Here is a 12,346-nt window from a genome sequence, read left to right on the forward strand (position 1 = left end):
ACTTTCTTGATGAGAAAATAAAAATGTGGCTTGAATTCCTACCGAGATATTCCTATAAAGCCAGGATACAATCTTACTGTAGTTCGAACAGATTTATTTCTCTTATTCGATGAATAGCCCAATTACCGCTTATTAACACGCCTTCATCAAACGCCTCGATCACCGAACCCATTTTCTGCTGGCAAGTTTTTAAATGCAGAGAGTAATCTCTTACAACCTTAAGAAGATCACGAGATAATTTATCAGAATCTATCCCATTTAAATTCTTAAGCACATTAGAGAAATATCCCAATAAAGGTTCCAGTGTTTCACTCGAATGACACGTGTCATTGTTTGAATGCGAATTAATTAAACAAAGCGCTTCTACACCTGATGGTTGCTTCATTTGCCAATCTCCCTTATTAACTCTGTAACTAATAAGTATAGAACATGAATAATAATTGAGCATAAATCACTTGCCCGAAGAATTTTTCACTATTTCTTTATGCAAAAATCGAGCCGGTGATAAAGATTGCACCATAGAGCGCGTAATAAAATCAGGCTCGTTATTAATAAAAGCAGCCAGCCATTCAGCACATAAGGGAATAGTCGTCAACCCTTTCGATCCAAAACCCGTACAAACAAACAACCCTGGATAGCACTCGCTCGAAATCGGAAGCCAACGTTTCGCATTCGTCGCCAGAGAAGCAAAACGGCTTCTAAATATTTCCGCATCAGGCACCGGTCCCACCATCGGTAAATAATCAGGAGTAGCCGCCCTGATGCCAGTCCAGCCTGTCTTGATATCGTTTGACCATTCCAGATTAACAGGTAATTTTGCAAGTCTGCCAAGGTTGAAATAATCATCAGCAACCAAACAGTTTTTATCGATAGAATTTAAATGGTAACTGGCTCCTGTAGTATGCAGGCCCTCAAACGCAGGTAAAACATGGCCATCGCCACATATCGGAATTTTCAATCGCGCACTCGCAGTATTAGCAGCAATGAAGGTCATTTGTCCACGAATTGCTTTTAAAGGTAAACTCGCAGTCTGCTCAAATTGTGTGGCCTGATAGCCATTAGCAAGAATTAACACCTCAGCCGTCTGATTAGCTACGTGCCAACTACCTTCATCAAATTTCAGTTCTTTCACGGTAGTATCAGGAATCCAATGAATACCTGAAGTTTGTCTAAGCAAACGACATAATCGTTGTGAATTCAACCAGCCAGAATAAGGAAGAAATAAACCATCGCTTTTCAATTCAATACCAGCAATCATCGAAGCCTGCCGAGCATTAACAAACTTGCCAAGTTCAGGATAGGACGCTAACCAGGTTTTCAGATGATCCGGTGGTAATTTTTCTTGGGAAATTAGCTGTAAAGCACCCGATAAATCACCAATGGCATGATATTGAAGTAGGTTGTTATAAACACGGTTTGCAAATAAAAAAGAGGCCAGCATAAACTGGGTTAAGGGGGAGCGATGCGCAGATAAGGTAGGGTACAAGACAGCTTGCGGGTTAGCTGAAGCGCCCTGTCCTGTTTCCTGATGTTCATCGAGTAAAATCACCTCCCATCCACGCTTTGCCAAGGCGAAAGCAGTATAGCACCCAGCCAGACCAGCGCCTATGACAATGGCTTTTTTATTCCTGACTTTCAAAGGCGTTCCGCTATGCCAGGGGGTAGAACGGCACTTTTTATGGGAAGAAAAAGTTTCCTTAAACCGGGCAATCAGCATGTCTCTTTTACGCCCGAAACCTTTTACTTTCTCAATTTGAAACCCTGCTGCCTGTAAGTTCTTTTTAACCACGGCGGCTACAGAAAAAGTAGCCAGTGTTGTATCGGGTTTCGATAATAAACCAATAGCATGAAATAATTCAGGAGACCACATGGCTGGATTTTTTATGGGTGCAAAACCATCTAAAAACCAGGCGTCAATATAATTTGTCCTGAGTTGTTGTTCCAGACTGGCTTCGCCACAGATTAATAGCTGATTAAAACAGACCGTAGCGTCACCTAACATCAACGTTAAATTAATTCGTCCGTCAGCAAATTGCAAGTGATGAAATCCAGGAGTCAAAACAGGGTATTTTTCCAATAAAGCCTGGGCCTGCTCTTGAAGTGTTGGCCATAAAGCCAGGCAACGTGTCAGATCCGCTTTTGTTAAAGGAAATTTTTCGCAGCTAATAAAATACAACCGTGCGGTTGCCGGCGCATACTTCAGCCAAAGAAACCAGCTTAATAGAAAATTAAGCCCTGAGCCAAAACCCGTTTCCGCGATAACAAAGGAAGCACCTTCTGCCAGGCTCTGCCAACGCATCGGTAGTTGATTTCCCGCACTGAAAACATATTCTGTTTCCGCCAAACCATTTTCTGTGGAAAAATAAATATCATTAAACGCACAGGAAAAAGGTAAACTATCGCGCCATACGATATTTGCCGTTTCAATCGGGACAAAGGGACTACTCACAAAATAGACTCATTTTATTTTTATTGAATAAAAAATGTTACTCTTGTTAGTATAATAATCTTATTTAGAATGAAACAAGAAGAAAATACTGTTATTGTATACACTAATAATAAATTTTGAGCATTTTACGTGATTCCTTCTAATATTTATAGGATTTTACCATGTATAAAAAACTGTATTTAAGTAGCATCGAAAAACGGCCAGGTAAGTCCTTCGTCTCTCTAGGCTTGTTAGCCAGTCTTAAAGAACAATATCAACATTTACATTGCTTTAAATTATTTTCCGAGTCGGATGCTTCGCAAATTCCATTATTAGAAGAAATCAGTCAACAAAAATTATTGCCCCTGATGGATGTCAATCAAGCTATTGCGCTTATGCGAACTCAACCTGACGACTTAATATCGACCGTGCTTGAAGCTACTCAAATCAATACGGATCAGGAATTTGCTTATTTTGAGGGGAGCGACTTTGAAAGTGATAATGACGTTTTTGAATATCAATTCAATCTGACTTTAGCTTATCAGTTAAATTGCGACATTGTACTCGTCGTTTCAGCAAAAGATCGTACCCTGGAGCATACATTATCCGTATTAAATACTGCACTGGAAGTCGCCAGAAGAAATCATGCCCGTATTGTTGGGGTGATTATCAATCAGGTAAAGAATAGCGATGAAGATAAAGCGCTGACATTTTTTCAAAAACAGTTATCTAATCTGTTATTTGTCAGTGTTATTCCAGAATTTGAGCAATTCGCCAATCCGTCAATGCGTGATATTGCGGGGAAATTACAGGCAGAAGTTCTTTTTGGTCACCCTGAACTGCACCGCCCAGTCACCCAATTCACTATTGCCGCTAAAACGGTAGGTAATTTTTTACAATCCCGAGTTGACAGAAGCGGCATGTTAATAATTACCCCTTCTGACCGAATTGATATTCTCTTGGGATCGTTATTAGCGGATCAATCGGTTTATTATCCCAAAATAGCGGGAATTGTCTTAACAGGTGGCGAAACACCAGGGCCTATTATCCGTGATATTATTGCCGGTCTTGAACACCCTTTTCCCGTATTGTTAACTCATCTTAAAACGTATGAAACAGCAACTACTTTATTCTCGGCAAAATATAACCTCAATGTGGCTGATACTGAAAAAATCAATGCGGCCATTGAGGCCATGCGACCTTACATTATTGAACCTTTGATAAAATTACTGAGTGATAAATCGCACAAACCCCAATTAAGTCCTGCGGTCTTTCTTTATGAATTGATTAATAAAGCAAGACAGGTAACCCAACATATTGTTTTACCAGAAGGCGATGATCCGCGTATTTTGCTTGCTGCTTCCCATTTACTGAAACGAGGGGTAGTCAAAATAAGTTTGTTAGGTAACGTTGAAAAAATTCATTTACAAGCCAGACGGCTTGGCATAGAACTGTTCGATGCCAATATCATTGACATCGAATTCGCACCGCAAAAAGAAAACTATGCCAAACAATACTACTTACTTAGACAACATAAAAATATTAATTTACCCATCGCGCTGGAACGTATGAATGATGTCAATTATTTTGCTGCCATGATGGTGTATTGTGGTGACGCGGATGGCATGGTCTCAGGTGCGACTCATACGACAGCCGACACAGTAAGACCCGCTTTGGAAATTATTAAAACAAAACCAAACGTTGCCAAAGTATCCTCTATTTTTATTATGTGTATGCCTGCTCGCGTACTTATTTATGGTGACTGTGCGATTAATCCTGAGCCAGATAGCAAAACGCTCGCAGAAATCGCGATACAATCTGCACAAATCGCTACAAATTTAGGTATAAGTCCTAAAGTGGTTCTGCTCTCCTATTCATCGGGTGCTTCAGGGAAAGGTGAAAGTGTAGAGAAAGTAGCAAATGCTTTGACGCTTGTGAAACAACGCCAACCGGGTTTATTAGTCGAAGGCCCCATGCAATATGACGCAGCCGTTGATCCAGACGTTGCCGCCAAAAAACTTCCTCATTCCAGAATTGCAGGTGATGCGAATGTCCTTATTTTTCCTGATCTTAATACAGGAAATAATACCTACAAAGCGGTGCAGCGAGAAACCGGGGCGCTGGCCATCGGGCCTGTTTTACTCGGTTTAAATAAACCAGTCAATGACTTAAGCCGTGGCTGCACACCAGAAGACATTATTAACACCATTTTAATTACTGCTATCCAGGCTCAAGGAGATCAATAAATGAACGTATTAACTCTTAATGCGGGTAGCTCTTCCATAAAATATAAAGCTTATCAAGTGGAGCATGATCAATTACAGCCTTTATTGTCGGGTTTAATAGAAGGTATTGGAGAATCTCAAAGTACCTGGCATCATACTAAAGAGATTAAAGAAACTATTCAGCAACCGTTTAAAACGCATGAAGAAGCCTTTTTAGCGCTGAGTGAAAAACTCCATCAGGATCTTGAAGATTATCCGATTCAGGGAATAGGTCATCGTGTAGTGCACGGCGGTAATCACTATTATCACCCTACAGTTATTACACCGGAAGTACTTGCAGGAATACAGGCTCTTGAACAACTTGCACCCATTCATAACCCCATTAATGCGTTGGGAATCCAATTCGCGCAACGCCATTTTCCGAAGGCTCTACAGATTGCTATTTTTGATTCAGGTTTTCACCATGAGATGCCCTCTTATGTCCGTCAATATGCAATCCATACAGAACTTGCAAATCGTTATCAAATTAGACGATATGGTTTTCATGGTATTAATCACGAATACGTAAGTAGACAAGCAGCCGCTTATTTATCCAAGCCTCTGGAAAATTGTAATTTTATCTCTCTGCATTTGGGGAATGGCGCCAGCGCCTGTTTAGTCAAAAATGGCAAATCGTTTGACACATCCATGGGAATGACTCCCTTGGCTGGCCTGGTAATGGGTACCCGATGTGGCGATATTGATCCGGCTATAGTACTTTATTTACAACGGCAAGGCATGACTGTAGACGAAGTGGATAAATTATTAAATAAACAAAGCGGATTGAAAGGCATTGCAGCAGAAAATGATATGCGTAAAGTAATAGCTCGTGCGTTAGCCAATGACGCAAATGCCCAACTTGCTCTTGAAATGTATATTTACGCCATTCAAAAAATAATAGGCGCTTATATTACTCAAACAATTAATCTGGATGCATTAATTTTCACGGGTGGGGTGGGCGAAAATGCTTCTTTTATACGTGAAAAAGTGATCACCCCTTTAGAGCATCTTGGATTCGAGTTAGATCTCACAGAAAATCTGACTCCTGCCAGTAAACCTTGCCACCAAATTTCCAGCGGTCGTCACCCTGTTTTAGTCATTCGCGGTGATGAAGAAGCACTAATGGCACAAAAGGTAGCCAACCTGGCATAAGCGTTCACACAATGGGAGTCAACTTAAATGCCTGCGTTCCGCGCTTGACCGCGAGACGCAGGTAATGAAAATTGTTCTTAAATTAACGCCTTTGTCTAATCTCTTACGCTAACTCCATTTCAGCCGCTTTACTTGCCTTGTGGTAAACTTGCTGAGCAAAATTATAATTTTTAGCCATAAACTGCTCTTTTATAGCTAAAACTCTTTCTTTACTAAGGCGAGCACCGTATTGACCGACTACTTCAGTAGCTGCTTTATTAGCCAGTTCAATAGCAATCTGCGGTGCATAGCCATGAGTCACTGCATAGAGATAAGCACCAGCAAACATATCACCAGCACCTACTGTGTCGACAGCAAGTGTCGGTGTTGTCGGAATACTGAGCATCTCCCCATCGATGGCCAATATTGCACCGCGACTACCACAGGTTACTATCAAATGTTTGGCCAAGGGCTGCAATAAAGTAATAGCAGCTTCCAAATCCTCAACCTCCGCAAACAGCAAAGCCTCTTCTTCATTACAAAATAAAAGGTCAATACGCTCATCAATAATAGTTAATAATTCATTTTTAAAATAACGAACCATATTAGGATCGGAAAGTGTCAAGGCAACTTTGGTGTTAACGAGCTGAGCATGTTTTCTTGCTGTTAATAGCGCATTTCTACCTGTTAATGAGGTAATTAAATAGCCTTCCAGATAAACAAATTCTGCTGCTGCGATGGCATCCAAATCAAGGACTTCCGCTGAAAGCGTTTCGGAGATCCCTAAATGAGTATTCATTGTCCGTTGAGCATCCTCTGTTACTAAAACCAGACACTGTCCTGTCACACCGGGGGATAAGTTTTCCAACGTTAAATTACAATCGAGATCGAGTGTAGCTAACTCATGCAAAAATAATCTGCCTGCTTCATCATTTGCGACCTTACAACTATAAAAACCACGGCCGCCAAATTGGCTTAAGGCAATCATTGTATTGGCAGCAGATCCACCGCAGCCACTATGACAAAATGAATCAGTTAACGCTTTGACCAAGCGGTGGTGAGTCAATTCATCAATGAGGGTCATCACTCCTTTTTTAATGCCATTTGCCTGTAAAAACGCGTCATTCACTCGCGCGTCTCTATCCACCAAAGCATTCCCTACCCCATAAACATGATACTTTTTTCTCATGTTCCAGCCTCCATAAGATCAGTTAACACGGCTTCTGCTACCTGATGAGTCATACCAATTTCTTCCTCTTGATGAGCAGCGGACACAAACCCTGCTTCGTACATGGAAGGAGCAAAGTAAACGCCTTTTTGCAGCATCCCATGAAAAAACTGTTTAAATAAAGCGTCATCTGAAGCAGCCACATCGGCATAATCAAGTATTTGCTGTTTTGAATTAAAACAAAAACCAAACATACCGCCCAAACAAGAACCATTAAACGGAATACTCAGCGATCGGGTGATTTCCGTCAGACCATTAATCAAATCGCTGGTGCGTCTGGATAATTGGTCATAAAAACCCGGTTTTTCAAGTTCAGTCAAAGTAGCCAAACCTGCTGCCATTGCCAAGGGATTACCTGATAAAGTTCCGGCTTGATAAACAGGTCCCTCAGGCGCAAGAAAATTCATAATGGCGGCTTTTCCTCCTACAGCCCCCACCGGCATGCCTCCACCAATTATTTTGCCGAGGGTAGTCAAGTCAGGAGTGATGTTAAACACGGCTTGTGCACCACCCAGGGCAACTCGAAATCCGGTCATCACTTCATCAAAAATTAACAAAGCATTATAAGAATCACATAAATCTCGCAGTCCCTGTAGAAAAGCAGGCTTCGGCAATACAAATCCCATATTCCCGGCAACGGGTTCTACGATAACAGCAGCAATATCGTTTGAATATTGTTCAAATAAATACGCTGTTTGCTCAAGATTATTAAAATCCGCAGTGAGGGTATGTTCAGTAACGCTCGCCGGAATTCCCGGTGTAGACGGAAGCCCCAAAGTAAGCAGTCCAGAGCCTGCTTTTACCAACAAGCTGTCGTTATGGCCATGATAACAACCATTAAACTTGATGATTTTATTTTTGTTGGTGTAGCCTCGCGCCAGACGTATCGCCGTCATCGTAGCCTCTGTACCCGAATTTACCATACGAATCTTTTCAATGGCCGGCATCAATGCAATAATTTTTTGCGCGAGCCTGATTTCAAGCGCGGTAGGCGCCCCAAAGCTCATCCCGCTGTATAACACTTCGCTAACCGCCTCAATAACAGGTTGAGCGCAGTGACCAAGAATTAACGGTCCCCAGGAACCTACATAATCGATATAAGTACGTTCATCAACGTCGATTAAATAAGCTCCTTTTCCTTGCTTGAAAAACACCGGTTCGCCACCGACTCCTTTGAATGCACGAACAGGCGAGTTAACTCCTCCTGGTATATACGCTCGTGCCTGAGCAAATAATTGATGAGAATTTGTCATGTCTTTACCTTAAAAAAAGGCTATTCTACTCGTATTCAAAGAGAGTGAAAAGTTAGCAAGTAAGTTCATATAAATTCTTTTAGAATCATTACAAATACCAGACCACAATTTATTATAGTTTGCCCTGAAAATGTCCTCTTGCTTTCTTTCATGTGGAGCCAGAATCAGGAGTTCATCGACTCGGTTTGGCGCTATTACTGGTAATCCACACTGATTAAAATACCCTTTACATTAAGAGACATAATCGTTACATTACCTTCTTTTATTTAGAGCAATAAAAATGCAAGATTACAAAAAATACATCTGTGTCATTTGTGGATTTATTTACGATGAAGCTGAAGGCTGGCCGGAAGATGGCATTGAGCCAGGAACCCGTTGGGAAGATGTTCCTGAAAACTGGTTTTGTCCTGATTGTGGCGCTGGGAAAGAAGATTTTGAAATGGTTGAAATGGAGTAAGTCCCCGATAATTTGGGCTAATTGGCAGTCAGTTATATCATCTGGTTCTACATACCGCATCTTTTCCTTCCAACTAGCCTCAACGTTCACATACCATAGCTTGTCTGTGGTATATCATGTTTTACACCATTCTGCACTTTGATTAGAAAGGCTTAATAACAACTAAAAAAACAATTCCTATTAAAAATACAACGGGTATCTCATTAAACACACGATAAAATGTTGCGGATTTTCTATTATTATCTTTTCTAAACTGCTTAAGAAAAGACCCACACGTCAAATGATAAATCCATAATAAAACAACCAGACTCAATTTTGCATGCATCCAGCCTGCTTTTAAATAATAGGATGGATTGTAGGTAATTAATAAAATTCCTAATATCGTTGTCAGGAGAGCTGAAGGCCAGGTTATACCATAATAAAGGCGACGCTCCATGATTTTAAAACGTTCGATGCTTAATTGATCAACAGTATCAGCATGATAAACAAAAAGCCGGGGTAGATAAAAAATCCCGGCAAACCAGGTGACCATCGCAATAATATGGAACGCTTTAATAATGAGCATAAATACACCTATTTCTTCTTTTTTTGTTTCTTACGTGAAGAGCGTTGCATTATATTTAACATTTCTACACTTAAGGAAAAGCCCATGGCAAAATAAACATACCCTCGTGGCACATGAAAGGAAAAACTGTCTGCCACCAATATCATGCCAATTAAAATTAAAAAGCTTAAGGCCAGCATTTTAATGGTGGGGTGTTTATCAATAAATTGACTGACTACTTCACTTGCATAGAGCATAACCAGAATGGCACAACTAATAGCGGTTGCCATTACCCAAAATCGGGAAGTCAATCCAATAGCAGTAAGAACGCTATCCAAAGAGAAAATAATATCCATCAATGCAACCTGTAATACAACCCCTCGAAAGGAAACGGGCGGGGCTTTTCCAACGACCTTTAGATTATCACTATCTTCCCCCACTTCGTGGTGAATTTCCTGGGTTGCCTTGGCAATTAAAAAAGCCCCCCCGGCAAACAAAAACAAATCTCTCGCCGAAAAAGAAAGATCAGCAAGACTAAAAAGCGGTTTGGTCAAACGAGATAACCAGATAGCGGAGGCCAATAAAATAAGACGGGTAACCCAGGCAAAAGTTAACCCCCATTGCCGGGCACTTTTACGTTTTTCCCGAGGTAATTTCTCCGTCAAAATAGATAAAAACACCAAATTATCTATTCCCAATACTATCTCTAGTATAATTAAAGCGAAAAGACTCGAAACGATATCTAAAAATTCCATTACGCTCTACAATAATCTCAAAAGCTTTATTGTCTATTTATTCCGCTCAAAGGTAAATAAGCCGAAGCATGAATATCAACTTATGTTAATGCATTGCATTTTAAATTATTTCCTTTTCCGACTATTTTAGCTATAATGCCGCGCGTAATATAGCCACTTGGATGAAGACAATAATTAAGTTAATTAAAAAATTGTTACGTAAAACAAAAACTAAGCAACAGCCTGTTGATCTTAGTCATATTATTCCGCGTAGCCATCACAATGTATCCAAAACGAATATCAGCCCTAACGCCCTTAAAGTTTTAAATCGTCTTAACAGCGGCGGGTTTCAGGCTTATTTAGTCGGTGGTAGCGTTCGTGATCTTTTATTAGGGAAAGTACCTAAAGATTTTGACATAGCTACTAATGCGACTCCTGCTCAAATTAAAAAGTTATTCCGCAACGCGCGCATTATAGGGCGTCGTTTTAAACTGGTTCATATTATTTTTCACCGCGACATTATTGAAGTAGCCACTTTCAGAGGTTCTGATATGGAGGCGCTTGATAATCAACAGACTAATGAACGAGGAATGCTGGTACGTGATAATGTTTATGGTTCTCTTGATGAAGATGCCTGGCGTCGTGATTTCACTATCAACTCCCTTTATTACAACATAGACGATGCGTCCATTGTCGATTTTACGGGTGGTTTTTCTGATATCCAACATCGTCTTTTGCGGATGATTGGTAATCCTGTCGTTCGTTATCAGGAAGACCCTGTACGTATGTTACGCGCTATTCGCTTTAGCGCAAAATTGCATTTTGACATTGCAGAAGAAACAGCCGAACCTCTTCCCAAATTAAGCCATCTCATTCGACACGTATCAAGCTCTCGTTTGTTCGATGAAATTACCAAACTCTATCAGTGTGGGGAGGCGGAAACAGTACAACGTTTACTGGTAAAATACGGCCTGTTCGCGCAATTGTTTGAACAAACTAATCATTTGTTATCAACTGATGAATATCCGGTTAATGCTCTGCTGGGAAATGCTCTGGAAAATACCGATACGCGTATCCGTGATAATAAACCAGTGACACCTGCTTTTTTATTTGCAGTACTGCTATGGTTTCCGTTGCAAAAACGGGCTTCTCAGTTACAACAGGAAGAAAATTTACCGCCCCTCCCAGCCTTGGAAAAAGCAATGTCGCAAGTTATTGCAGAACAAAATCAAGTCATTACTATTCCCAAACGCTTTAGTCAAATTATGCGAGAAATGTGGCTGTTACAGTTTCGTTTCCCTAAACGCTTTGGTGGTCGTGCGTTTAATTTATTACAGCATCCAAGATTTCGCGCAGCCTATGACTTTCTTGCCTTACGTGCACTGGCAGGTGATGAAGCAATGGAACTTGCTCAATGGTGGACAACTTTTCAGGACGTTCCAGAAGATGAGCAAATAAAAATGATCGCCTCGCTTCCTTCTCCGCAGGGATCGCCCAAATCAAAACGCCGGCGAAAACCCAAAGCAACCTCATAATGATACTTTGCTATTTAGGACTAGGCAGCAATTTAAAAGGTCCGGAACGTCAGCTAAGGCAAGCAATAGCCGCTCTTCGTAGATTACCTCGTTCACGACTTGTTAAAGTAGCCGGGTTTCATAAAAGCAAAGCCTGGGGCAGGAAAGCTCAACCGGATTACTGCAATACAGTAGTAGCGCTTTATACTTCCCTGGCTCCTTGCCAATTGCTCGATTATTGCCAACAAATTGAACATAGACAAGGACGTATTCGCAAACTAAAATGGGGCGCCAGAACGATTGATATTGATATCCTTTTATTTGGCAATCAAAACATTAATTTAATAGATCTCAAAGTACCTCACCCAAGACTCAATCAACGTAACTTTGTCCTGATTCCCCTGTTAGAGATCGCACCAAATCTCCAACAGGAGAATATAGTTGCCTATAAATGAAACTTTTTTGATTCCGGAATTTCTTCATCTCTTTCTAATAATTGCTACCGTACTGAAAGTAAACGTTCACAGGATATGCAAATTTTCTGTTCCAGCCTTTGTGCCATGACTCGCGTAGACGGGAATCCATCCATAAAATTAGCACTATACCTAATTGTAGATAGCTTCCCGCCTGCGCGCTGAGTGATCCTCTCATTTTTTGTGTTATTTCAATTATTTTTAGGTCATTCCCGTGAAGACAGGAATCTATTTCCCAAATTACACGGTTGTTCTGATTGAAAGACAGATCCAGACGATCTTGAATAGCGATTGAACTGGATTCCGCACATAAAGCGCGG

General features: G+C 40.8%; 11 protein-coding genes. 5 read left to right on the top strand and 6 right to left on the bottom strand.

What is annotated here, in order from left to right; translation table 11 throughout:
• Positions 1 to 73: 73 nt before the first annotated feature.
• Both T345_RS0111655 and mnmC read right to left on the bottom strand, forming a co-directional pair.
• On the bottom strand, positions 74 to 385 hold the full coding sequence (locus T345_RS0111655) for a hypothetical protein (RefSeq protein ID WP_028389494.1): 312 nt from the start codon (positions 383 to 385) through the stop codon (positions 74 to 76).
• A gap of 66 nt (positions 386 to 451) precedes the next feature.
• Positions 452 to 2,449 (bottom strand): bifunctional tRNA (5-methylaminomethyl-2-thiouridine)(34)-methyltransferase MnmC2/FAD-dependent 5-carboxymethylaminomethyl-2-thiouridine(34) oxidoreductase MnmC1, encoded by a 1,998-nt coding sequence (gene mnmC, locus T345_RS0111660; RefSeq protein WP_028389495.1) that lies wholly within the window; start codon positions 2,447 to 2,449, stop codon positions 452 to 454.
• Positions 2,450 to 2,610: 161 nt separating this feature from the next.
• On the opposite strand from mnmC, the gene pta reads away from it, so the two are divergent.
• Both pta and T345_RS0111670 read left to right on the top strand, forming a co-directional pair.
• The gene (gene pta, locus T345_RS0111665) at positions 2,611 to 4,674 is read left to right on the top strand and encodes a phosphate acetyltransferase (RefSeq protein WP_028389496.1); all 2,064 of its coding nucleotides are present in this window, start codon (positions 2,611 to 2,613) and stop codon (positions 4,672 to 4,674) included.
• Positions 4,675 to 5,844 carry an acetate/propionate family kinase gene (locus tag T345_RS0111670; protein ID WP_028389497.1) on the top strand — a complete coding sequence of 390 codons (1,170 nt, stop codon included), beginning with the start codon at positions 4,675 to 4,677 and terminating at the stop codon, positions 5,842 to 5,844. It abuts the gene before it with no gap.
• 103 nt (positions 5,845 to 5,947) lie between these two features.
• Here T345_RS0111670 and T345_RS14290 read toward each other — a convergent pair whose 3' ends face one another.
• Both T345_RS14290 and hemL read right to left on the bottom strand, forming a co-directional pair.
• On the bottom strand, positions 5,948 to 7,012 hold the full coding sequence (locus T345_RS14290; RefSeq protein ID WP_084273807.1) for an adenosine kinase: 1,065 nt from the start codon (positions 7,010 to 7,012) through the stop codon (positions 5,948 to 5,950).
• Complete coding sequence (hemL, locus tag T345_RS0111680; RefSeq protein WP_028389498.1) at positions 7,009 to 8,304, bottom strand: glutamate-1-semialdehyde 2,1-aminomutase; 1,296 nt, start codon at positions 8,302 to 8,304, stop codon at positions 7,009 to 7,011. Before hemL ends, T345_RS14290 begins: the two co-directional genes overlap by 4 nt.
• Positions 8,305 to 8,584: 280 nt before the next feature.
• Between hemL and T345_RS0111685 the strand changes: the two genes are divergently transcribed.
• Positions 8,585 to 8,761: a rubredoxin gene (locus tag T345_RS0111685; protein WP_028389499.1), complete on the top strand. Its 177-nt coding sequence runs from the start codon at positions 8,585 to 8,587 to the stop codon at positions 8,759 to 8,761.
• A gap of 142 nt (positions 8,762 to 8,903) precedes the next feature.
• Here the strand turns inward: T345_RS0111685 and hemJ are convergent, their stop codons facing one another.
• Together hemJ and T345_RS0111695 are read right to left on the bottom strand one after the other, a co-directional pair.
• Complete coding sequence (hemJ, locus tag T345_RS0111690) at positions 8,904 to 9,326, bottom strand: protoporphyrinogen oxidase HemJ (protein WP_028389500.1); 423 nt, start codon at positions 9,324 to 9,326, stop codon at positions 8,904 to 8,906.
• An 8-nt stretch (positions 9,327 to 9,334) separates the two neighbouring features.
• The gene (locus T345_RS0111695; protein ID WP_028389501.1) at positions 9,335 to 10,060 is read right to left on the bottom strand and encodes a TerC family protein; all 726 of its coding nucleotides are present in this window, start codon (positions 10,058 to 10,060) and stop codon (positions 9,335 to 9,337) included.
• A 161-nt stretch (positions 10,061 to 10,221) separates the two neighbouring features.
• On the opposite strand from T345_RS0111695, the gene pcnB reads away from it, so the two are divergent.
• Together pcnB and folK are read left to right on the top strand one after the other, a co-directional pair.
• Entirely contained in the window at positions 10,222 to 11,574 is a 1,353-nt protein-coding gene (gene pcnB, locus T345_RS0111700; protein WP_035919011.1) for a polynucleotide adenylyltransferase PcnB, read from the top strand.
• The gene (gene folK, locus T345_RS0111705; protein WP_028389503.1) at positions 11,574 to 12,008 is read left to right on the top strand and encodes a 2-amino-4-hydroxy-6-hydroxymethyldihydropteridine diphosphokinase; all 435 of its coding nucleotides are present in this window, start codon (positions 11,574 to 11,576) and stop codon (positions 12,006 to 12,008) included. Before pcnB ends, folK begins: the two co-directional genes overlap by 1 nt.
• The last annotated feature ends 338 nt before the right edge of the window (positions 12,009 to 12,346 follow it).

The sequence above is a fragment of the Legionella fairfieldensis ATCC 49588 genome, from assembly GCF_000621525.1.
Lineage (GTDB): Bacteria > Pseudomonadota > Gammaproteobacteria > Legionellales > Legionellaceae > Tatlockia > Tatlockia fairfieldensis.